This window comes from Guptibacillus spartinae (assembly GCF_028610625.1).
In the GTDB taxonomy this organism is placed as follows: Bacteria; Bacillota; Bacilli; order Bacillales; family Guptibacillaceae; genus Guptibacillus; species Guptibacillus spartinae.
The window spans coordinates 1-20,997 of record NZ_JAQQWU010000025.1 but is presented as its reverse complement, the minus strand read 5'-3'; the positions used below and the strand labels follow the sequence as shown (position 1 = coordinate 20,997).

Sequence of the window (20,997 nt, the reverse complement as noted above, 5' to 3'; positions counted from 1 at the left end):
CATTAAAACCATTTCAGCATATAGCGAATTGAATTCGAAATCACATAATCACTAAAAGCGAAAAACAATGTCATGACTAGTACAGTGAGTCCAACTGTTAGAGCGTACGAAACAAGTTCTTGTTTTGTAGTCCATCTAACTTTTTTCAATTCAGCTCTTACATTATTCAAAAATAAGATAGGTTTTCTAATCATGTTATTCACCTCAATAGGAAATGGTGAGATAAGTTAAAAAACCCTTTCTACGCATAAAAATTTGTGAGGAAAAGCTTATTCAACTGAATAGTTGCTAACAGAATATTGGTGTAAAATAAAACGCGCTCGGTTTGGCAAGTCTGCCATTGAACCGGACGCGTTCTATTAGTATTCAATAAATTGATTATTTACTTTCGATATAGTTAATAACGTCGCCAACTGTTGCCATTTTCTCTGCATCTTCGTCAGCAATTTCAGTATCAAATTCATCTTCTAGCTCCATTACCAATTCCACTACATCTAGAGAATCCGCTCCTAGATCATCTTTGAATGAAGCTTCAGGTTTTACTTCATCTTCAGATACGCCAAGCCTATCTACAATTACCTTTTTAATAGTATCTAATGTATTTGCCAAATTAATTCCTCCTAAAATAATTTCTTTTGAAGTATAACCGCTAAAATTTTAAAAAGAAAGGTTATATTAAATACATTTATTTAAAAATGAAACTTTTTATCCAATTCCAAAACTTTATTAATGGCTTGTGTGTATCAGACAACATACCCAAGACTTCAGCGATTACTTGAAAAACTAACAGGTAAAGTATTAAAACAATAACGGATACCCACAATGCCAACTTTGTAAGTATGACAGCTAATAGCGCAAATATCATACTTAAACCGTATATAATAAATACTGTTTGCTTTTGATTAAAGCCGATTTCTAATAAGCGATGGTGTAGGTGTTTCTTGTCTGGCTGTGAAATTGGTTCTCCTGCGATCTTTCTCCTTAATATAGCGTAAAGAGTATCTGATATAGGTATTCCCAAAATCAAAATAGGGACTAAGAAAGATAAAACCGTAACTTGTTTAAGCTCCAAAAGTGATAACGTTGCAAGACAGAAACCTAAAAACAAAGAACCTGTGTCCCCCATAAATATCTTAGCAGGGTGAAAGTTGTATCTCAAAAATCCCAATACTGAACCAAACAAAATTAACGCAACTAAAGATACGATCGAATTCCCCATCAGTAAAGAAACGAGGAAGAGAGAGAAGGAAGCGATACCACTTACTCCTGCAGCCAAACCATCCATACCATCGATTAAGTTTATTGCATTCGTTATACCGACTACCCATAGAATAGTAATAGGGATGCTGAAATAGTGCAGTTGGAATTGCCCTTCGTAAAACGGAATGTGGATTGACTCTATTTTTATATCAAAGCTTATTAATACAACAGCGCCAATTATTTGTCCTAATAGTTTTAGAATGGGAGTAAGTTGAACCACGTCGTCTATAATTCCAGTTAGAACTACAATAGTGCTTCCGATAAGTAAACCCATTACAATATTACTTGTTATAGGATCGAAAATGATTTCGACTAACAAATAAGTCGTAATGAAGCTGATATATATAGCGAACCCTCCGAGACGAGGGGTAGGGATCTTGTGAACTCTGCGTTTGTTTGGATTATCAACTATTCCCGCTTTAAGAGCGAGTATTTTTACTAAGGGTGTTAAGATTACACTTACTAAAATGGCTAAAGACAAGCCTACTATGTATTCATTCATATTTCACCTAACCTCTAAAAATTTTAAATGATTTCATTTGAGATCATAAAGGGGATTATATGGATATTTCACTTCCGTCAATTTAATAAAAAACCGATCACTTTATAAATGATTTAACTTACTTCACTTATAAAGTTTTGTTAATAAAACTGAAGAAGTCCTGTTTTAGGAATATCGAAACTAAAAGTGATAGCGCAGACTTAACGAACAAATCTTTCATTACACATAAAAAAGTCCACTTTATTAGTATCGGGTTCGGTTTTCGAGTACAAAATCGAAAAAAACAATTAAATTCTCAAGGCAAAAAGCAACATATTTGTCAGTGAAAATAACACACAAAAAAGCGGAGGAAGTGTGAATTCCTCCGCTTTTTTTGAATTGCTTGGGTGCTCGTGATATGCCTAATCATTGTTCCAAACTTCAACCCAAGATTTTTTAAATCCTTCCCAATTTTTTTCTTCTAGCAAGAAAAGAAAGAACAGTATTGGGAAAAAAAAGATAACGAGAAAGCGTTGCGGGATTTTTCTAATCGGATTATACATTTGCATATCTCCTTTCTAAAAAATTCTGCCTTTTTCTAAACAGCTGGAATAGAGTTGTTTTCTTCAAGGAATGTATTTAATAATTGAACGCTAATTTCATATTCCTTTTCCTTATATATAACTGTCGCAACATCTTCCTGTTGCTTTCCTACAATCTTTAAATTAGTAGACGTGATAGTATAGTCGCCTTGTTCATTGACTGTATATGTAGCGCTTTGGATTTCCTTTTCTAAAATAGGCTCTATCGATTTAGTATATAATTCATTTGCTTCATTCAAAGTATATTCGCCGACGTCTTTCCCCATGGTGAATACCTCTTTAGGTGAAAAGTCAAAAACAAAAATTAAAATGATGGCAATTAGCCCCAAAACAAGAGCGACTCTAAATGCGACTTTTAGTAAGAATGTGAAAATAATAAAGCCAAGTACAAATAGTAAAATGGTGCCAAAATTACCCGAGATAAAGTCAGACATACTACACCCCCTTTATGAAACCATTTGGATTATAAACGATATATATAGTATTTATAAAAATATGTAATGTTTTTGTATATGGATTTTGTTTGGTGGAAATGCCTAATTTCCTTTACATATGATTAGAAATAAATAAAAGAAAGGGAGATCCCTTCCTTTTATTTTTCTATTTGAACCCCATACCATTGAGGAGTAGACCATACGTCATTGTCTGTCCAATGTTGGTAGCGATATTCTTGTCTTTCATACGCTTTTAATTCGAAGGTGTGTTTGCCAGAGTTTAAGAATGGTATCTTTGTATCGGTAATTTGATCTGTTCTATAGTTTATACTGTCACTGGTATAATCTTCAGGTCGTTCCTGCATATTTTCTTGAGTGTTCGGTAGGAAGAATGTGATTTCATCACAACCTTTTTTGTGCTCGATATCAAGATAAGCTTGATCATAACAACTACTAGGGATTGAATAACTAACTTGACCTATCGCCACAGTAGAAGGTATTTCAGTTCCATCTTCTTTTGTGTTAATTGATTGAATTTCAAAGTTAAAGGATGCTGATGTAGGGAACATTCTACCACGATAAGTATAGTGTCCATCATCTATATAAGGACCAGGAAGATCTTTCATATTGTGTGTTGGACTAGAAGTTTTCTTAGAGCTGGTAGGATAGAATAAGAACGATTCGTGCTCATCTATCGAATTATTATCTTCTGTTAAGGTTAAGCTTTGTTCGTCGTTCCCTAAGTTGTCTATATTGTATTTAGGCATTGGAAGCGGGAAAAATCGATATTTTGCAAAGAAGTATGTCCCCATACCACCTTCAGCATAGGTTGAAGGGAATTTTGGATACTTACCGATACACATCTTATGAAGGTCACTAGTACCCGATGTAATTACATCATAAGTAGATGGCGCATCTCTACAGGTATCAAATGATAATAGTGGCGGCTTAACTACAAAGAAGTCGTCATCTTGATTGTCTGAGTACATGCTATTACCATTGAAGTCTACCTCTCCTTTATAGTATGGGAGAGTTGTTTCGACTCTATATTTAATAAACCTTTGAGGATCAGTAATACTAGTTCCTAATTTGTTTTTTATATCCGTCGATAGTTCGATAGTTTTATAGCCGCTATATGGATCGTTAGCAGATAAATTAGTGAAGCTTAACGGTTCATTATAGACAAGTTGATCATCCGAAGTGGTTGAGGTCCATTTTGTGTCGTAAACTTTCACTCTTGCTTGAGTAGGATTACCACTACCTAAACAAATTTCATAACTAGAACTACTAGTAGGGCATGTAGAATTGACTTTTTTGATCATATGATTGTGTATTTGTACTTCAATATTATCTTTGTCGTTTGCCTTTACAGTAATTTTGGCATTAGGATTATTAACTTTTACATTCCATTGTCCAGAGTTGTTTGTAGTGTTAGTCTCATCGATAGGATTAGAGTTAGTAGGATTAATTTCCGCTTTAAATGGAACGTTGGATGTTCTTTTGTTTGTTTTATGATACTTGAGAGGTTCCGTGTTGGAAGTATCGTTACAAGATTTTTGACCAGTTGTTAAAGTAATAATCTTTGAAGCACTATACTCACTAATATCAAAGGTAGTACAATATTCGGTTCCATTAAAGCCATAATGCAACTCAACATCTTCCTCAGTGGTCATTCCTTTATTTAATACTTTGACCTTTATAGAGTTAATTGGTGTATTTGTATGTTTAGGGTCATTTGGATTGATTACAAAATAGGAAGGATCAATTGCTAAATCCCTATCTAACATGGGGTTTTTATGAGCTGGGATGGTGTAATCTGTGTAGCGATAAATACCATCAGGCGCATGAGAATACATCGTAAATATACCTGGTGAATATTTAGTTGGAAATAGATATACGCTAGCATAATTGTTTAAATTGTTTCCGGTTAATGTAACACCTTCTTGAGTATTAGGTGCTAGGGTGAAATAACCTCGCGGATTGCTGCTCCCAGAAGCATTATGTTTCACATAAAAACGGTCAACTGCTCTATTTAATTCATCAATACGTGAAAAGCCCGGATAACTTGGAGAAGCATAACTAGTTGATCGTGGCGGTGGAGTTTCATATTCTGGGCGACTACCTTTATACTGAGCTACTTGACTGGCGTATGTATCCGTACTTGTGTCCCATGGTCGATACGTCCAATCAGCATCTTTAGTCCAAGTCTCGTAATCGTATGTATCAGGGAACCTCCAGTTATTATATAATACTCCATTTTCAGTAAAACCTGAGTACACTGGTTGTAATTCACCGTTCATGTCATATTTCCATTGCTGTTGTTTACTACTTGCTGAATTAACGTCATAGGGTGTACCGTAAACAATTTCACAGTGATTCAAAAACTGTTGTTTGTTAGCTTTTAATGTTTTGCTACTGACGGTAATACTTGCAGGCATATTCATTTTGGAAAGATGATCTTGCCAATTATTTTCGATTCTATAATAATCTGTTTCGGCTAAGGACGGATTACAAGAAATTAACTTACTTAGGGAATCAGTAGAGTTATCAGCTTTAGAAATAAGCTGTGGAGATAAAAGAACTGTCATCACCGTAACAAATCCAAAATACACAATTTTTCTCATCAATCGAATCACCTCCTTGGTTTTTTAATCCACAAGACAAGAAAAGTAATCAAGATAGAAATTATAATTCCAAAATATAAAACTTCATTTGAATCCGACTCTTTATTATTATTGAAAGTGTGAGGCTTAAAATTATCTACATAATCTTTTACTGATTTAAAACTATAGTCGTTCAAATCACTGAAATTTGATAACCTATCAGAAAAGTTTCCGAAGGTATTTTCATCAAAACTATATTTTGATGGTTTTTCTAAGTTCTCTTTGATGTATGAGTAGATCTTGTTTTCATCTTTATAAAAAGATTCTTTTAATTCCTTTGATAGTTCAGGCTTAGTGTTGAAGGGCAAGAGATAATCGTTCATTAACTCCGAAAACCGCTCATTGTAATCCTGTTGTATGTATCCAAGTGCTAAGATCTTCTTTGCTTCTAGTAATGGATTTTCGTTTGAAGAAATCGTTTTAATACTTTTTTCAGGAACTGGCAGGAAGACATAGTGTTGCTTTTTGTCTTTATTTATATAAGTTCTTGATACACCAGCGCCATCCCAGACCTCATCAACAAGCGTCCAGGTTTGGTTCGAAGAGGAAGCAGCATATGAGATTTGCGGTACAAATAATAAAGTGGAAAGTAATATAATTAAAATCTTTTTCATTTTTATTCACCTCGTCGATATACTAATGGAAAATACTAAAATATCAAGATTTTTTTTGTTTAAAACGGCGATGAACTCCCTAATGAGATGTATGTAAACAAAAAGCTGAATGTCAAAATAAACGATGTATAATTAGAAATGAAGAATTCTAGGTAGACTCGATTTTACGAAAGAAAGGATTGGGATGAAAATTGCGAAGCAAATGGGAAGAGAACTTCAGGAAAATAGCTCAAAATAACGAAAGGTCTGATCGTTTTGTATTTGAGAATGACGAAGATAAACTTCTCTTTGTAAAAATGTGCGAAAGGAGATACTTCCGGTCATCTAAAGACCATATTCAACGCTCAAGGGATGAAAATTTCGAGGGTAATGTGGACGAACAGAGATGGTATAGGTTCGCATGTCATTTGATCGATAAAGGGTATCTGTTGAGATAATGAAAGCGATCTATTACTTAGTAGACAATTACTACCGCACAGAAAGAAGGTTTGAAATGGACGTTTTAAAAGACAAGAAAGTAAAAACAAGGAAGCTACATGTTTGTCATGGTTGTGGTGAATCATATCCTGCTAAAAGTGAAATGAGATATGTAACTTCGAAGGATGGAGGGGAAATCAACTCTGCTTACTGGTGCCAAACATGCGATGAAGTCATAGAGAAAAATTGGGATTATAGCGATTTGCAAAACGGAATAGGATTTGGAGAAATTAAAGATTTTGATATTCCTTTTTGGGAGAATGTAAATTCAAAATATTAAAAAGAAAAAAAGCATGGTAGCGAATAACCATGCTTTTTCTAATGCTATATAGATGTTAGAAGCTGTGATAAACATTGTAATCTGAATTTTATTAGAATAGCGAAGATAAAATAGTGATATCGTCTTTCTGTAATGGTAGAAGGGAAGAACGGATTCCTGATGTTTGCTCTATTGAAGTGACGAAGGTTTTGTTTATAAGGTCTTCAAATTTTTGTTTGTTATTATCATGGACAATCACCATGATATTGCCACGATTTAAAATGTGACCTGCATCCATAGCTCCTAGTGTAGCCTTAACTATATCAGACCACTGTTCCAAATAGGAAATTAAGGAAGCATTATCGGTGTTCTCTTTTCCGAAAAATTCTCCAATAACTAAATATGGAGTATAATCTTTTTTCTCAGAACTAACTTTAATCATGTCTTTCATGCTATTTTCATCATAAAACAACGCGTCCACTCCTTATACTTGGTTTGCCAAGTTTCTTTTAGCGATTTGCCTTAAAGAAGATTCAGTAAGATCCATAATAATCTCTCTTACACCCAATTCCAAAAGCAAATCAACCTGTTCTGTGTCGACATCCTTACTAGGGTGGACGACAACAGGAAGTCCAAAATTCTTTTTTATGTATTTCAACACTAACCACTCAGACTCCTCAAATGTTTTCATCTCAAATAAAATGAGATTGGGTTTTGCATTATTAATTGTAGTATTTAGGCGCTGTGCTAAAGACTCTCCAAAAGAAAAGTTATACATTGAAGTTAAAGCTCCCGTTCTAATTAATTGAGCCTGAAAAAGTTCTTTTGTTTGTTGAATAAAGTGCGATTCATTTGACATTGATTCGTTTTGATAACGTACATTTAAAAGTTGGTATGAAAATTGATCTTTTAAGAATTTTTGAGATAAAACAGTGAAAAAATTGCTATTAGAAATGATAAAAATATTTTTCTTCATTTTTATGACCCCTTTCAAAAAAAGAAAATACAGTTCATGAAAGAACCTCCTAATGGGGAGGGCTGCGTATGCTTGAAATATTGTTTGGTTATTTAATGGAATTTTATGATTTTCTAAGTAACTTCTTAGAACCTTTAATAAGTTGGTACGGAATTATAATAGTTTTCTCATTTTTATATCTATTAGTGGAATATATTCTTGATGAGTATCGGATGAAAGAAAAAGAAAAACAAAAAGCCATCGTAAAGGATATGGAGGATGTAGTAGAAAAATATCAGGATAACGATAAAAAGATTAAAAATGAGAACAACCCTATGATCTCAAGGTTTATGAACTTTACGAGAACTTATTCACAATTAGACCAGGAACAGTTGTCATCTATAAGAAGTAACGGACTAGAATTTGTTAAGAAACACAAAGGTCGACCTTGGATGGGACTTTTAACGCTCTTCTTTAAAATGTTTATCTTTCTGTCATTCTGGTGGTATCTAATGGAGATTAAAGAAGTTAATTTCACATACCTAGTTCCATTAATCTCGGCTAGTCTATCATTTATCACATATATGACAAGAAAAACTGTAATGTTTCATATACTCCTTTCACTATTGCTATTTTGGATATATTCTCATTTATCAGGAGCAGCTAATTGTTTCATTTTAGTGATCATTGCTTGGAGGTTTTTTAGGAAAAAAATCCTTTCTAATAAAAGAAAAGACTGAAAATCATGCTATAATCCTAAAAAAACAAGGAGAGATTTAAAAATGAATTTTAATACACCATTCAAAATTGATTGGAAAACCTTACAAACAATAAGATTCTCTGATCTTACTTCTGAGAGTCAAACTTGCGAGATAGAGGTAGGAGAAATTTCTATCCAAACCTGCTTATCAAAGATATTGATAAATGATTTATCCAAAGTAGAGTATTCTTTTAAATATGCAGAAGGTGTACTTACTGAAAGGATAGTTATACCGACATCTAATAAAAATTTGAACACACCAATGGAGGTTGCCTTGCACAGTGATATTTCTAATAAAGAATTTGAACACTTTAAAGAACAAACGTTTCACAACTTAGGTATTGTCATTTCTGGAGAAGTACCAAGAAGTAACGAAGACTATAAAATGAGCGTTAGAGAAATTATAAAACATAGACTTAAGGAAGAAAACTTAACGGTAGATAACGTATTAATTAGCAACGAAAACAGGGAAAGTCTTATACTCTTAACGAATGAGGTTACTGGAGAATATTTCATAGGAGTAGAATGGGGTATTTCTAAAACAGAAAATGAGATAAATAGGATTCGTTTCAAAAAGGAAGTAAAAGATCATTTAATTGACCAAGTAAGAAAACTGCTTATAACTGAAGAAATTAAAATCTTGAAAGGGGCATAAATCTGCCTCTTTTTTCTTTGGTTCAAAAATATTAAACTTTTATATTAAAAAATGATATTTTGTATTACAATGAGAAAAAGAGAAAATCTGAAGGAGAGTGTTATTATGTTAAATCGAGTTGTATTAGTGGGAAGACTTACGAAGGATCCAGAGCTGCGTTATACGCCTAGCGGAGTTGCCGTTGCAAACTTTACGCTAGCCGTGAATAGACCGTTTACAAACCAACAAGGGGATAGAGAAGCAGATTTCATCAATATCGTCGTGTGGCGAAGACAAGCAGAAAATGCTGCTAATTTCTTAAAGAAAGGTAGTCTCGCTGGAGTCGATGGTAGAGTCCAAACACGTTCATACGATAACAGTCAGGGTCAAAGGGTGTTTGTTACAGAAGTAATGGCAGAAAGTGTACAATTCCTTGAGCCTAAAGGTTCGAAGAATAGTCCGAACAACGGTGGAGGTTCAAACAATAATTCTTACCAGGGAGGACAAAGTAACTCAGGAGGCTCACAAGGACAAAGCCAAGGACAAAGCCAAAATCAAAGTAATCGAAATCATTCCAACTTTGGCGATGATCCGTTTGCATCTGATAACAAGCCGATTGATATATCTGATGACGATTTGCCGTTTTGACCACCAACTAACTATGTAAGTCAGTATATAAGTCAAAGCCACAATAACTATTGTGGTTTTTTTCTATAATTAATACAAAAAGGGGAGTGAATTGTGAGCGATTACTTAAGTGTCGGATTTACTGGACATAGACCTAATTTAATATTTGGGACATACTCTTGGGAAGATCCAGAGGTTAAAAAATGTTGTAGAGTCTTATCTAGACAAATCGGAGAACTGATAAGAGATTTTAATGTTAGGGTTTTTATTTCAGGGGGAGCTCTTGGCATTGATCAATTAGCCTATGTTTTAGTCCATCAATATAAATTAAAATATCCTGAACTTAATATCCAAAACATTTTAGCATCACCATTTAAGAACCAAGATGTTAAATGGAATCATATAGATAGAAAAAGATATAAACATATAGTAGATACGGCAGATAAAGTGGTGTATGTAGATGAGTTAGCCGAGTACCAAAGTAAAAATGCGAATATGAATCAAATAGGAAAATACAAAAGAGAGAAAATGCAAAAGAGAAATGAATACATAGTTGATCACATTGATATTTTACTAGGTGTGTTTAACGGTAGTAAGAGTGGTACAAAGAACTGTATAGATTATGCAAAAAAAGAGAGGAAGTCGACTATTATCTTAGATCCAAATAATAACTTCAATAAAGCGGTATAGTTCGGAGGTAGAAAACAAAAAAATGGCGAATGATTATTCACCATTTTTTTCGATTTCTATTATCTCAGCAATACAGTGTGGCGGGATAGTTGTACTTAACCAAACTCCATTACCTGCATGAGTAAAGACGACACCAGATCTTAATGCAGATTTAGTATTTATCCTTAAGAGGATTGGATTAGGTCTTCTTGCTGCTGCATCGCTTGCGAAATCTTTTTCTTCAGAAAGATGAACTCTATGCCGGTCCATTGGTTTAATTCCTTCATCTTTATTCTTTATAAAATCAAGCGAACGTTTATTGGAACCATGATAAAGGGAGTTAGGGACAGGTAATTCTGATTCAGAATGTTTAACTGGGAAAGAATGACCATAATTAGCCTTAATCAAGTCCCCTGATAATGTATATCTTTTTTTGTCACTGTTAACGACATCTATAATATCTACAGATTTAATGTCTTCCCAATATGTTTGGGAATTAACGGATTCCACAAGCGAGGAAACAGAAGTATAGCCGAACTCATCCACTTTAACTCCAAATTTACTGGGATTGTGACGCAAGATTTTTGTCATAAAGGAACTCAATTTAATATGTTTTCTTCTATTATTAGTCATTAAATTCATGTCCATGATGTAAAAAATCTAATTCTTGTTCGTAGCCATTAAATTTTTCTTCATTGTATCGCTTTTCTATCATTAATGTTTCTATTTCATGATCTGATAGTGATTTTGATTTTATCTGGTCATTCAGCTCGTTGATTCTTTTTTCCAAAGCAGATAAGAAATTCTTCAATGTTTTTTCGCGTTCGGAAGCTAATGAAATGCTATCTGAAATAAGAGGCTTCCTTTCAACTACGAATTTCTTAGTAGTTAATGAGGAAAAACTTTTTTCTGATGAGGCAAATGAATCACTTATTAGATTCGACGATATTATACCCAAAAACAATAAAGGCACAATAAGTAGCAACTTTTTAAACAAAATAATCCTCCTATATACAAAAAACATATATTTTGATTGTATTTGTAGCTTATCAAACAAAAACAAATAATTAAAGGTTTAATTTTTTCATATTTACTTCTACCGTTTCACCATTTTCTATAGCCTTTTTCAAAGCAGAAAATAATTCTTTTCTTTCTTCTAAATTCTTTATAGATTGACAGATTGTCTCTATGTCATTTAATGAGTTAGAACGCAGTGGATCTTGTAGAAATATACGTTTGTACCATCGATGTCCCTTATAAGTTTTGATTCCATTTGTGAAATGTTCAGTTTCTTTTCTTAATTGACCAGCTAACTTCCGTAAATCCGTTTCAATTTCTAATAAGGAATTTTCAACTAAAGATAGATTTTTAGAATTCAAGAGTGTTTTCATTACCTGTTCCCCGTTTCATATTTTTGGTTAACTCAGTATAGCGATTATTTCAACGTATTTAAAGGTCTTGAAAAGCACAATTCGTTACTAAATTCCTTTCCTTGAGATTGTATAGAGCGGTTTAGTCTTTTCATGATATCCTAGAAAACAATAGTGTTTAAGTGTTTGTAAATGGAATAACGTTAGTTGCATTTGTGTGAATATGAGTTATAAATAATAGAAAAAGGAGTCGGTTTTATGGGCTTATGGAAAATAGCGAAATATACAATGGAGTATAAAAAGAATGAAAGGATGGAAAAGAAGAAGCTAGATGAATTAGAGAATGAGAAAGAAAACGAGGAAATACAAAAAGCACCTAAAGAGAAATTGAAAGATCGACCTAAAGAACAAACAAGCAAAAAGGAGGATAGCGCAGCTCCAAAAAAAGAAATTACGTTGAATAATAAGACTGAGTCAGATAAAGTGAAATCTCAGAATAAAGAGGTCGAAACATCGTCTAAAAAGGATATATTTCAAAGCGGAATAAAAAAAAGGTCTGTAAAAGAAAAATTAAGAAATTATGTTAATAGCTAAAGGCGCTCTGCGTCTTTTTCTTATTTTAGGATTCTTTAATTAAAAGAGGAATAGATTTAAAGAGGTGAAAGCGTGGATTTAAAAACAAATAGTTTTATCATATTCGTACATAGTATTATTTATCTTTATATAGCCACTTATGCTTTTATATATCAAAATCCTTATGTATTTTTAGGTGGCTCATTTCCTTATTACTACCATTATCCAATGCTAATAACTGGGATCGTTCTTTTAGTATCTTCGGTATTGATATTGTTTAAATTCCGATGGGTTTTAAATGTGCTGGGTTACATATACTTTGGTTTTGCCCTAATGGAGATTATAAAATTTGGAATGGTATTCACGAGGATTCAAGGCGGATTTTTAATTATGATTGCAATCAAATCCATTTTCCTTATTATTTTATTTTGTTCTATATCTAAGACGATCTTATCGTATAGAGGCAAAAGAGAAATAATTCAAATAAAGTTATAACGAAAAAAACGAGTTGAATATTAAACCACTCGTTTTTTTAAATTATTTTCTCATATGTAGAAATTTCAGGAGATTCATTTCCGTAATCAGGAGTCCAATAAACACCCTTTAAATTATTTACTGAAAATAAAACTTCTAATTCCTTTCGTTTTCCATGGTCGTTTGCAATTGTTCGAACTTTATTCAATGCATCGAACTGATTTTTTGCCTTTATTTCTACTTCCCATAAACTGTGAACAGTAGCCAAAGTCGCTATGAAAATCATATTAACACCTCACTTAGTATGTCGTAACTAAGTAAATTATATCAAAAACATATGTTTTTACAATAATATTTTTTGTATAAAATTAACTATTATATAGGTAGTATTGAATCAGACTGTCGATTTTAAAAGATAAAAATCTTTTTAGAGCCTCATCACTATGACTGTAAAAAATATTTCCTTCTTTAATTAAAAATGGGATTTTTTCATTATTGAAAAAAATATGGTTGTTTTTTTGTTCGAATACAATCTCGCAATGGAAGTCCTTTTCATTGATTGTCTTCCTTATCTCTTTGCGCTTATTATTAAATAGATTCATTAGACTACTCCTTAAGAATGAAATTATCTATAGTTCTTGATTGTCTTTTTCAAAGTAGTACCACTGTAAAAGCCTAAAGTTACTAATTTCATAAGAACTTCTTTTATACTTAGTCTAAATCCTAATTTAGAAGTGAACTCGATTTTCATCATGTGTTTCCCAGGTGTTTTTTTTAACCTTGAACCTTCGAAGCATCCAAAATAAACAAAGTATAATAAGAGGAAGAAAATACTAACCAGTATCCAAGTGATAGGTTGGATACTATATTCGGTCGGATCGCTCCCAAATGGAGAGAATGATCTTGAAATATTTAAATAAAATAAAAAAGAAATAAAAGTAATCACGTATATATCAATAATATAGCTTAAAAACCTTCTTAATTTCACAAGGAAACCCCTCCGATCCTACTCATAATCTCCATTTAAGATATCCTTTATTTGTTTTTCAAGAGTGTCGATCTGTTTTAATAATTTTTCTTCTTGCTCATACCTTTCTTTTATCTCACGAAGATGAGGCTCTATTTCTGTCTTAGCTTGGAACCAAAAAGAAGCATACCTTACATAACGTTTTCTGCATTTCTTAAAAAACGGAAAGAAATACATTTCAGTTTCCATAGCGTAACGCTTTTTCTTTTCTACACTAGCATCTTTGAGAGTGCCAAAATTATGTATTCTGTCTGCGGTTTTTATTAGAGATGCACCTACGTTTTCAAAGATGAGATTTAAGTAAAGAGATAATGCTTCTTTATCTCTTTTATAATCTATGTCGGGGTCTTTAGTTAACAAACCTACCATATGAGCTACATTACTATTAAACTCACTTTCAACCCAATGAATTGTGTATTTATCGACATCCTCTACAAGGTCATGTAGTAAAGCTGCTGCAATAATTTCTTCATCATCTATTCCTTCATTGATAAGTTTTTGTGCGACGTCGATCAAATGGTAATAATAATGAGTTCCATTATGCCTTGTAAAACCTTTTTCAGCACACATTTCATCAATTACTAAGTCAAAAGCTTTCAGACCTAAACGATTGAATCCTAATACTGCTAAGGTATGCTCAAGATGTTTCGTTCTACTACTTAACAATAGATCACTCCCTAAATTTTAAAGCTCTTGATGTTCTTATTGGTTTTAGAGTTCTAGTGAGAAACCTTTTTGTTAAGTAGAATTTCTTCAAACCCTTTTCAATTTGAAGCATAGATTCTTCCGTTTGGTCAGTAAAGATCGTAGTTTTTTTTAGATCGAATTTTTTAATGAACGAGCCGGAATAATAAATGGGTAAGGCGATCAATAATTTATATATTGAAGCATAGGGGAAACGCTGTGTTGTAAAGGTTACCTTAAAGATTTTATCCTTTGTTTGTGAGGAAAGTTTTATGAATAAATCCAATTTGTAATTGGCGTTAAAGTGAGAATTGATTTTATAATTAATAAGTTTGGCTGTAATTCTTTCGGAGGAGAGGGAAATATCATTTTCGAAGTCACTTAATCCAGAGTCCATTGCACCTACAACAAAATCATTTATATTTTCAATTTCAATGTGTGTAAGTTCGAGAAAAGAGTCTTTTAATAAATTAGAAGCTGCATTCATATTAAACACCTGTTTCATTTTAGAATTTTAAGTAGTATACGATTTACAAGTTAAAAAGTGAAGGGGCAAGAAAACAAAAAACACCCCATTAAGAGGTGTCATGTTATACGAGATAACTCTCCACTTTTTTCATCCTTGCAACTTGTATAGAGCATATGGATTTGACGGTCATTATGCATCATTAATTCTTGGATATCCATATTGTAAATCTGGGAAAGCTCTTTACACATTTCATCTTTTGATTTCATTTCCTCGCCTCCACTACTTGATTGGCAAGAATAAGGGTATTACCTTCTGGTAAGGAAAAATAGTTCATTTATTTTTCCTCTGAGTCAGCGGATTCAGGTACATCATTATCAAGTTCCTTTGATACCGCATTAAAATCAAATTTCAACTCTTGATCCTGAGCTAAACGATTTAGAGATTTTATATATGTTGTTTGTTGTTTGCTTACTGAATTAAGGTACCGATCTAGTTCATCGACCTTATACTCAGCCCCAGGTTTGGTCATATTATAAAGACTTAAAGAATCACTTTGTAAATCTTCTAACTTTACAATTAGAGAAGAGTGAGTATCAGTTAATTCTTGATTTATTTCAAATGCTTTTTTCTCCGCTGTTCTAACCATTTCAGTAGATATACTTAAAAACTCCTTTGCTTTAGTGTGGACGTCAGATTGACCTACTGATCCTAAATTTGTTTTTTGATGTAATGTGGTCCAGTCATCGTTAATTTTAATGGCTTGCTCAAGTATAGGCTTGTACCATTTGGCGTAATCTAATAAAATTTTGTACTCACTGTATTTCTTTTGTGCTTTTTCATGAGTTGTTTTCAATAGTGGATCTTCATCAGATATTTCGAGAGCTCTTTCATATGATTTAACCGCTAACTCATAATCCCAATTGTTCATACCTTTTGCACCCTTATCCAGCAAATATGTATAGTAGGTGTTATTTGTAGAATCAATTTTTTGTTGCGGTAACGCTTCTCCAGGTTTTAATTCTTTAGCCTGTTGAAAGCTAGTTAAAGCTTTTTCATAATCTTCTTTTAGCAAGGATTGTTCTCCCTGATCTAGGGCTTTTTCGTAATCACTTTTCTCACATCCAGCTAAAAGTATAGAAAGAGAGATCACAATTAGAAACAGCTTTTTCATCTTTATCACCTCTTTATAAATAATTGTTATTCTTATAATGCAAAATCTAGGATTATACAATAATTTCTGTAGTTTTTTATTCCTCAATTTTTTAAAAATTAAAAAGAGCCATAATATGGCTCTTTTAAAAATCGTATTGTTTAGTCGATTGATGAATTATTATCTTGGTTGTCACCTGTGTAAGATTCGTCGTTATCCGAAAAAGACTCAGAACTGTCCGAGTTATTATTATTTTCTATGGTCTCTACTAATTCGTGTAAGGAATTAACTTCTTTTAATGCTTCTTCTAACATACCTGCTTTGAGTAAATACTCAATAGCGGTAAGGTTTTCATTGATTTGAGCTTTCTTACTAGAAAAAGAGCTGTTTTCTAATCTTTTACGCATAGTTGAAATCTTGATTTCAACAATTGTCTGTTTTTCATAATGCTCATCTGCTAATTCTGTGAATTTATCAATTAGAGTTTTTAAATTTTCTTGCTTTCTTGTTATAAGGAGCAGATCAAATGGTTTTTGAAGCTCTGATGTTTGTAAATCTGAGAAACCAACTTGAATCGATTCAAGCATTTCCCTAAGAGGTTCGCTCTTATCCAATAGGGGATGGTGTTTGCCGATAATTACTTCAAAATCGTTAGAGATGGTTTTCGTTTCTACTCTACGTTCTTCTAATTTAGAATTTAAAGTTTGTGGAAGACTTAAGGTTTCATTGATATCCTTTTGTGCCAATTCTAGGTTATTTAGAATTTCCGTTGCTACTTCGTTCACTTTCACGAAATTCAATTCATTGCTCTTATTTTGTTCTTTAAGTGTTCTAAACTGTTTTTCCAAGTTCGCTAACTTTTCTTTTGATTCTTCGTACAAGTTAATTATGTATTCCCAATGGATAGGGCTAAATGAAACATGGAGCTCTTGCAAGTTACTCTGAAAAAGTTCATCGACTTTTTGTTGGTTTTTAAATTGGTATTCTACTTTAAACACTAGGTCATCGTTTTTTGCTTCCATAGTGTTTATATCTTTTGCCTCTTCTGAAATATCATTAAGAGTTTCAACAACTTGTTTTAATAGTTCTTGCGATTCCTCAAGAGAACCACTAGAAAAGCGGTCATATATGCGCGTAATCACGTCGTCAATATTGCTTAATTTGTTATATACACCTAGTTCCAAAGGGTTTATATTGTAACCTTTAAACAACTTATCCAGTCCCTTTTTATGAGTTTCTAACAAAGAAGGGAGGTTCACAACAACCATCAATTGTTCTTCCAGATTTTTAAGTGTATATTCCAAGTCTTGCAAAGATTGCAGGACAATATTGTAGGATTCCCCCTTAATCTTTACTTCTTCGTTCATTTCAACAGTTTGCTTGTAATGTTCATATATCTCAGTGAACCGTTGACCAAACTTGTCCTCAGTAAAGGGTAAATTATTATCTGATTTTGTTTTTGAGATAGAAGAGAGTAGATTCCCTACTGAATGAAGACATTCTTCGATTTTATTTAGCAGTTGTTCATTGGTACTTTTAAGTTCTTCCATTTCTCCCACTAACTCTTCGACTGATGGAATATCAAGTTTACAATTTTTGATTTTCTTTCGATACTCAGAAATTAGAATGAAGACTGTATGATGATTGAAGATCGGTAGTTTAATATTACTTATTTCTACCTCATTAAGTCGACTTTCTTCTAGCAGTCCCTCCATTAGTAATAACGCTTCTGATATCTTGTTTTCGAATCCTTCACCACCACGATTTTTGATTGTTTCCATAGAAGAAAGAAGGGTGGATATATTTTTTTGATTAGAGGTAAGAAGAGAATTGATTTCATGTTGAAAATTTTTCTTTTTAATATTTCGATAGACGACAATAGTGATGAAAAAAAGAATTAAGCAAATGGATAGGAATGTTGCAGCGCTACTTATTAGGTTTCCTATACTTCCGATTGAGATACCTAAACTACTTCGTTCGGTGAAATTCAATAAGTTTCCTGTAATGAAATTTGATGTTCTCAATGTTTCCATCCTCTCTACATAAATAGTAGAGATAGTATACAAACTTTACATATAGTTTGGAACAACTAAACGTAGCAAATTTAAAAAAGACCTATTAATAGGTCTTTTTACTGATGTTCAACAATAACATTCCATAATTCTAAAGTCGTATGCTTATGAAGGTTTATGCGGATTATTTATATCCTAAAGGGAGGATGTATGTATATATTAAGTCCCTTAACTCTTCAGATTTTTCAAATTTAAATGATACTTTAAAAGAATTATCTTCTATATTGTCACTATAGGGGATGTTTTTATCTTTCAAAAAATCTATTACCCCTTTGTATAGTAAGGGATCGGCTTGTTTCCGCAAACTAATATCGACTTCTAACTCCACGCTTCCAGCTCCATTATATACGAAGATAATTTCGGTAATATTACGGTAAATTCTTATCTGCATATCCCCATCATTAATATTATTTTTCACTGCCTTCCAATCACCGGATTTTACATTTTCAATATCGTTACTGAAGTCAACTAAAAAATGACTAAGTTCTCTCGCAAAACGAACTAGTTGGTTTTCATCCATTGTTTCCCCTCCTGTCACAGCTGGAAAAATCATATCACTGAATGAAAAAAGTATGAACAAAAAGGGGAATTTTTTTATAAAAGAAAAGAATAGTCTAATGGATTAAAACAACAGTGTCGGAAGGAGTGAGGAAATGGAAGGGCATCAATCGTTGACTTCTTTAATGGTTGTCGTAAGTGTGGCTTTTTTAGTACCTATTATGCTTCATAAATTGAAGTTAAACATAATACCTTTGGTTGTCGCTGAGATAATAGCAGGTATACTAATAGGGAAGAGTGGATTGAATATTGTTCACGATGACCCATGGCTCAGCTTACTTTCAGTGCTGGGCTTTATATATTTAATGTTTTTAAGTGGATTAGAGATTGATTTTAGTAATTTTGACAAGAAAAAAATGAGTGGTAGCAAGGGAGTTCGCCCCTTTAAAATTGCTGCAATAGTATTTGGTGGGATTTTAGTTTTATCGTTTCTATTTTCTTATGGGTTAGTTGTGCTGAATCTGGTTCAAGATGTCTTTATTACGACGTTAATCATATCGACTATTTCGTTAGGCGTTGTAGTTCCGGTTTTAAAGGAAAAAGATTTATTGAATACAGTATTAGGACAAACCGTTCTTTTAATAGCTGTAATATCGGATTTTATGACAATGATACTATTGGCTTTTTATGTAATGGCTAAATCAGAAAATATATTAAATTCACTATCATTGCTCCTTTTATTTGTCATTGTATTCGTATCTTACAGGTTTATCAAAAAATTCTTCAAGGTTAAAGTATTCGATTCTCTCATGAGCGGAACAGTCCAATTAGGGACAAGAGGGGTGTTTGCTCTAATTCTTCTTTTTGTGGGATTGTCGGAAACGTTGGGTGCAGAGAATATATTAGGCGCTTTTTTAGCAGGAGTTATTGTTTCTTTGTTAGCTCCCGATAAAGAGTTTGTACATCAACTAGATTCGTTTGGGTATGGTTTTTTGATCCCAATCTTCTTCGTAATGGTTGGAGTGGAGATTGAGATTCAATCCTTACTTAAGAACCCCAAAATCATAATGTTGATACCGATTCTGCTGATCATTCTTTACCTCTCAAAAATCATTCCATCTCTATTATTAAAAAAATGGTTTACTTGGAAGGAAGTCTTTAGTTCTGGGTTACTCCTTACATCTACGCTCAGTCTTGTGATAGCTGCGGCGAAAGTCGGTGTCGATTTAGGTGTAATGGATGAAGAACTGAGTAATGCATTTATATTAGTAGCTGTGATTACATGCTTTATATCACCTACTATATTCACGAAAATGATACCCAAAATCAAAAAGGAGAAAAAGAAGGTTTCAATTATCGGAGCAAATCGATTAACACTTCCTGTATCTCTAGATCTTGAAAAAGAATATATTGTTTCTGTTTATAGTGCAAAACAAAACAAACTAACAGTAGGAGAGTTAACGGAGGATAACCCTCACTTTCCACTGATTGAACTCCCTGAATTGAATTCATCTTTATTAATCGAATCTAATGCCTATGATGTTGACAGTATTATCGTAGGGACTGGAAATGATGATCGAAATATCGAAATCGCAAGGAAAGCAAAAGAGTATGGCGTGAAACAAATACTTGTCCGTGTAGAGTCAAATGAACACTACGATGAACTAGTTAAAGAAGGGTACGGAGTCTTTTCTACATTAAATTCTACTAGAGTTCTACTTCGATCTATGATATCCAGCCCTTCATTGATTACATTGCTTACAGATAGTAGTGAGAGCATAAAAGAAGTAAAGATGAAGAATTCAAAGTATGATGGCATACAATTAAGACATGTACCATTCTTGGGAGATACTCTTATTTTACAGATCTATCGTAATGGATCAGCTGTAATTCCTCATGGAGATACGAATTTAGAGTGTGGAGATAAAATATTACTGAGCGGAAGCGAGGAGCATATTCAGAATATGAAAAAAGAATTAGAAGGATGATGACTCTAGAGCGACTATCAATAGAGTGCAAAGAGAGACAAAATTTATCTCTTTTTTATCTAGCTATTGAACTACTCGTCACTGAAGTAACGAGATTCTACGAGAAAAACATTGATCGCTTACGCGATTTTAATTCTCGTTGGGACTGCCAAAAGCCCCCTACACATTTTATCCATAGAGATATTATGCTTACTTTTTTTGAGGATATTAGCTGCAGCATTGATGTCAGCATTGACTAGTATGTTTTTCATCGTCCT

At 32.9% G+C, this 20,997-nt stretch carries 26 protein-coding genes; 7 read left to right on the top strand and 19 right to left on the bottom strand.

Going from position 1 to position 20,997, the window contains the following annotated elements; all coding sequences use genetic code 11:
* Positions 1 to 2 precede the first annotated feature (2 nt).
* From secE to PQ511_RS22905, 6 genes are all read right to left on the bottom strand, one after another.
* Positions 3 to 194 (bottom strand): preprotein translocase subunit SecE, encoded by a 192-nt coding sequence (gene secE, locus PQ511_RS22930; RefSeq protein WP_273854237.1) that lies wholly within the window; start codon positions 192 to 194, stop codon positions 3 to 5.
* Positions 195 to 378: 184 nt separating this feature from the next.
* Entirely contained in the window at positions 379 to 609 is a 231-nt protein-coding gene (gene acpP, locus PQ511_RS22925) for an acyl carrier protein (protein WP_273854236.1), read from the bottom strand.
* Between the two features lie 76 nt (positions 610 to 685).
* Positions 686 to 1,762, bottom strand: coding sequence for an MraY family glycosyltransferase (locus PQ511_RS22920; RefSeq protein ID WP_273854235.1), 1,077 nt, complete (start codon positions 1,760 to 1,762; stop codon positions 686 to 688).
* 577 nt (positions 1,763 to 2,339) lie between these two features.
* The gene (locus PQ511_RS22915; protein WP_273854234.1) at positions 2,340 to 2,777 is read right to left on the bottom strand and encodes a hypothetical protein; all 438 of its coding nucleotides are present in this window, start codon (positions 2,775 to 2,777) and stop codon (positions 2,340 to 2,342) included.
* 158 nt (positions 2,778 to 2,935) lie between these two features.
* Positions 2,936 to 5,401: an Athe_2463 domain-containing protein gene (locus PQ511_RS22910; protein WP_273854233.1), complete on the bottom strand. Its 2,466-nt coding sequence runs from the start codon at positions 5,399 to 5,401 to the stop codon at positions 2,936 to 2,938.
* An 8-nt stretch (positions 5,402 to 5,409) separates the two neighbouring features.
* Positions 5,410 to 6,054 (bottom strand): hypothetical protein, encoded by a 645-nt coding sequence (locus PQ511_RS22905; RefSeq protein ID WP_273854232.1) that lies wholly within the window; start codon positions 6,052 to 6,054, stop codon positions 5,410 to 5,412.
* Positions 6,055 to 6,547: 493 nt separating this feature from the next.
* On the opposite strand from PQ511_RS22905, the gene PQ511_RS22900 reads away from it, so the two are divergent.
* Positions 6,548 to 6,811, top strand: a complete 264-nt coding sequence (locus PQ511_RS22900) for a hypothetical protein (RefSeq protein WP_273854231.1) — start codon at positions 6,548 to 6,550, stop codon at positions 6,809 to 6,811.
* Between the two features lie 91 nt (positions 6,812 to 6,902).
* Here the strand turns inward: PQ511_RS22900 and PQ511_RS22895 are convergent, their stop codons facing one another.
* Positions 6,903 to 7,262 carry a hypothetical protein gene (locus PQ511_RS22895; protein ID WP_273854230.1) on the bottom strand — a complete coding sequence of 120 codons (360 nt, stop codon included), beginning with the start codon at positions 7,260 to 7,262 and terminating at the stop codon, positions 6,903 to 6,905.
* 12 nt (positions 7,263 to 7,274) lie between these two features.
* Positions 7,275 to 7,766 carry a hypothetical protein gene (locus PQ511_RS22890; protein ID WP_273854229.1) on the bottom strand — a complete coding sequence of 164 codons (492 nt, stop codon included), beginning with the start codon at positions 7,764 to 7,766 and terminating at the stop codon, positions 7,275 to 7,277.
* Positions 7,767 to 7,834: 68 nt separating this feature from the next.
* Between PQ511_RS22890 and PQ511_RS22885 the strand changes: the two genes are divergently transcribed.
* The 4 genes from PQ511_RS22885 (at position 7,835) to PQ511_RS22870 (ending at position 10,456) form a co-directional block, all read left to right on the top strand.
* Positions 7,835 to 8,485: a hypothetical protein gene (locus PQ511_RS22885; RefSeq protein WP_273854228.1), complete on the top strand. Its 651-nt coding sequence runs from the start codon at positions 7,835 to 7,837 to the stop codon at positions 8,483 to 8,485.
* 42 nt (positions 8,486 to 8,527) lie between these two features.
* Positions 8,528 to 9,160, top strand: a complete 633-nt coding sequence (locus PQ511_RS22880; RefSeq protein ID WP_273854227.1) for a hypothetical protein — start codon at positions 8,528 to 8,530, stop codon at positions 9,158 to 9,160.
* Between the two features lie 105 nt (positions 9,161 to 9,265).
* Positions 9,266 to 9,787 (top strand): single-stranded DNA-binding protein, encoded by a 522-nt coding sequence (gene ssb, locus PQ511_RS22875; protein WP_273854226.1) that lies wholly within the window; start codon positions 9,266 to 9,268, stop codon positions 9,785 to 9,787.
* 93 nt (positions 9,788 to 9,880) lie between these two features.
* Positions 9,881 to 10,456: an SLOG family protein gene (locus PQ511_RS22870; RefSeq protein ID WP_273854225.1), complete on the top strand. Its 576-nt coding sequence runs from the start codon at positions 9,881 to 9,883 to the stop codon at positions 10,454 to 10,456.
* A 33-nt stretch (positions 10,457 to 10,489) separates the two neighbouring features.
* On the opposite strand, the gene PQ511_RS22865 is transcribed toward PQ511_RS22870, so the two are convergent.
* The 3 genes from PQ511_RS22865 to PQ511_RS22855 all read right to left on the bottom strand — a co-directional run bounded on the left by PQ511_RS22865 (position 10,490) and on the right by PQ511_RS22855 (position 11,826).
* A complete protein-coding gene (locus tag PQ511_RS22865) occupies positions 10,490 to 11,068 on the bottom strand; it encodes an RNA 2'-phosphotransferase (RefSeq protein WP_273854224.1) in 579 nt (192 codons plus the stop codon).
* A complete protein-coding gene (locus PQ511_RS22860; RefSeq protein WP_273854223.1) occupies positions 11,061 to 11,432 on the bottom strand; it encodes a hypothetical protein in 372 nt (123 codons plus the stop codon). The genes PQ511_RS22865 and PQ511_RS22860 overlap by 8 nt, the downstream gene beginning before the upstream one ends.
* A 70-nt stretch (positions 11,433 to 11,502) precedes the next feature.
* Complete coding sequence (locus tag PQ511_RS22855; RefSeq protein WP_273854222.1) at positions 11,503 to 11,826, bottom strand: hypothetical protein; 324 nt, start codon at positions 11,824 to 11,826, stop codon at positions 11,503 to 11,505.
* Positions 11,827 to 12,063: 237 nt separating this feature from the next.
* Between PQ511_RS22855 and PQ511_RS22850 the strand changes: the two genes are divergently transcribed.
* Complete coding sequence (locus PQ511_RS22850) at positions 12,064 to 12,399, top strand: hypothetical protein (RefSeq protein ID WP_273854221.1); 336 nt, start codon at positions 12,064 to 12,066, stop codon at positions 12,397 to 12,399.
* A gap of 511 nt (positions 12,400 to 12,910) precedes the next feature.
* On the opposite strand, the gene PQ511_RS22845 is transcribed toward PQ511_RS22850, so the two are convergent.
* The 8 genes from PQ511_RS22845 to PQ511_RS22815 form a co-directional block, all read right to left on the bottom strand.
* Positions 12,911 to 13,138, bottom strand: a complete 228-nt coding sequence (locus tag PQ511_RS22845; protein ID WP_273854220.1) for a hypothetical protein — start codon at positions 13,136 to 13,138, stop codon at positions 12,911 to 12,913.
* Between the two features lie 339 nt (positions 13,139 to 13,477).
* Positions 13,478 to 13,840: an RDD family protein gene (locus PQ511_RS23790; protein ID WP_420541753.1), complete on the bottom strand. Its 363-nt coding sequence runs from the start codon at positions 13,838 to 13,840 to the stop codon at positions 13,478 to 13,480.
* 18 nt (positions 13,841 to 13,858) lie between these two features.
* The gene (locus tag PQ511_RS22840) at positions 13,859 to 14,545 is read right to left on the bottom strand and encodes an HD domain-containing protein (protein ID WP_273854219.1); all 687 of its coding nucleotides are present in this window, start codon (positions 14,543 to 14,545) and stop codon (positions 13,859 to 13,861) included.
* Positions 14,546 to 14,549: 4 nt separating this feature from the next.
* On the bottom strand, positions 14,550 to 15,050 hold the full coding sequence (locus PQ511_RS22835) for a hypothetical protein (RefSeq protein WP_273854218.1): 501 nt from the start codon (positions 15,048 to 15,050) through the stop codon (positions 14,550 to 14,552).
* Between the two features lie 98 nt (positions 15,051 to 15,148).
* Positions 15,149 to 15,298 carry a hypothetical protein gene (locus tag PQ511_RS22830; protein WP_273854217.1) on the bottom strand — a complete coding sequence of 50 codons (150 nt, stop codon included), beginning with the start codon at positions 15,296 to 15,298 and terminating at the stop codon, positions 15,149 to 15,151.
* A 68-nt stretch (positions 15,299 to 15,366) separates the two neighbouring features.
* Positions 15,367 to 16,203 carry a COG3014 family protein gene (locus tag PQ511_RS22825; RefSeq protein ID WP_273854216.1) on the bottom strand — a complete coding sequence of 279 codons (837 nt, stop codon included), beginning with the start codon at positions 16,201 to 16,203 and terminating at the stop codon, positions 15,367 to 15,369.
* A gap of 140 nt (positions 16,204 to 16,343) precedes the next feature.
* Positions 16,344 to 18,206, bottom strand: coding sequence for a coiled-coil domain-containing protein (locus PQ511_RS22820; protein ID WP_273854215.1), 1,863 nt, complete (start codon positions 18,204 to 18,206; stop codon positions 16,344 to 16,346).
* Positions 18,207 to 18,378: 172 nt separating this feature from the next.
* Complete coding sequence (locus tag PQ511_RS22815) at positions 18,379 to 18,774, bottom strand: hypothetical protein (protein WP_273854214.1); 396 nt, start codon at positions 18,772 to 18,774, stop codon at positions 18,379 to 18,381.
* 133 nt (positions 18,775 to 18,907) lie between these two features.
* Between PQ511_RS22815 and PQ511_RS22810 the strand changes: the two genes are divergently transcribed.
* Positions 18,908 to 20,740, top strand: a complete 1,833-nt coding sequence (locus PQ511_RS22810) for a cation:proton antiporter family protein (protein WP_273854213.1) — start codon at positions 18,908 to 18,910, stop codon at positions 20,738 to 20,740.
* Positions 20,741 to 20,997 lie beyond the last annotated feature (257 nt).

Excerpts from the sequence above, each read along its gene's own strand:
- secE (WP_273854237.1), bottom strand. The coding sequence starts at position 194 with ATGATTAGAAAACCTATCTTATTTTTGAATAATGTAAGAGCTGAATTG.
- PQ511_RS22920 (WP_273854235.1), bottom strand. The coding sequence starts at position 1,762 with ATGAATGAATACATAGTAGGCTTGTCTTTAGCCATTTTAGTAAGTGTA.
- PQ511_RS22915 (WP_273854234.1), bottom strand. The coding sequence starts at position 2,777 with ATGTCTGACTTTATCTCGGGTAATTTTGGCACCATTTTACTATTTGTA.
- PQ511_RS22910 (WP_273854233.1), bottom strand. The coding sequence starts at position 5,401 with ATGAGAAAAATTGTGTATTTTGGATTTGTTACGGTGATGACAGTTCTT.
- PQ511_RS22905 (WP_273854232.1), bottom strand. The coding sequence starts at position 6,054 with ATGAAAAAGATTTTAATTATATTACTTTCCACTTTATTATTTGTACCG.
- PQ511_RS22900 (WP_273854231.1), top strand. The coding sequence starts at position 6,548 with ATGGACGTTTTAAAAGACAAGAAAGTAAAAACAAGGAAGCTACATGTT.
- PQ511_RS22890 (WP_273854229.1), bottom strand. The coding sequence starts at position 7,766 with ATGAAGAAAAATATTTTTATCATTTCTAATAGCAATTTTTTCACTGTT.
- PQ511_RS22885 (WP_273854228.1), top strand. The coding sequence starts at position 7,835 with ATGCTTGAAATATTGTTTGGTTATTTAATGGAATTTTATGATTTTCTA.
- PQ511_RS22880 (WP_273854227.1), top strand. The coding sequence starts at position 8,528 with ATGAATTTTAATACACCATTCAAAATTGATTGGAAAACCTTACAAACA.
- ssb (WP_273854226.1), top strand. The coding sequence starts at position 9,266 with ATGTTAAATCGAGTTGTATTAGTGGGAAGACTTACGAAGGATCCAGAG.
- PQ511_RS22865 (WP_273854224.1), bottom strand. The coding sequence starts at position 11,068 with ATGACTAATAATAGAAGAAAACATATTAAATTGAGTTCCTTTATGACA.
- PQ511_RS22855 (WP_273854222.1), bottom strand. The coding sequence starts at position 11,826 with ATGAAAACACTCTTGAATTCTAAAAATCTATCTTTAGTTGAAAATTCC.
- PQ511_RS22850 (WP_273854221.1), top strand. The coding sequence starts at position 12,064 with ATGGGCTTATGGAAAATAGCGAAATATACAATGGAGTATAAAAAGAAT.
- PQ511_RS22845 (WP_273854220.1), bottom strand. The coding sequence starts at position 13,138 with ATGATTTTCATAGCGACTTTGGCTACTGTTCACAGTTTATGGGAAGTA.
- PQ511_RS22835 (WP_273854218.1), bottom strand. The coding sequence starts at position 15,050 with ATGAATGCAGCTTCTAATTTATTAAAAGACTCTTTTCTCGAACTTACA.
- PQ511_RS22830 (WP_273854217.1), bottom strand. The coding sequence starts at position 15,298 with ATGAAATCAAAAGATGAAATGTGTAAAGAGCTTTCCCAGATTTACAAT.
- PQ511_RS22825 (WP_273854216.1), bottom strand. The coding sequence starts at position 16,203 with ATGAAAAAGCTGTTTCTAATTGTGATCTCTCTTTCTATACTTTTAGCT.
- PQ511_RS22815 (WP_273854214.1), bottom strand. The coding sequence starts at position 18,774 with ATGGATGAAAACCAACTAGTTCGTTTTGCGAGAGAACTTAGTCATTTT.
- PQ511_RS22810 (WP_273854213.1), top strand. The coding sequence starts at position 18,908 with ATGGAAGGGCATCAATCGTTGACTTCTTTAATGGTTGTCGTAAGTGTG.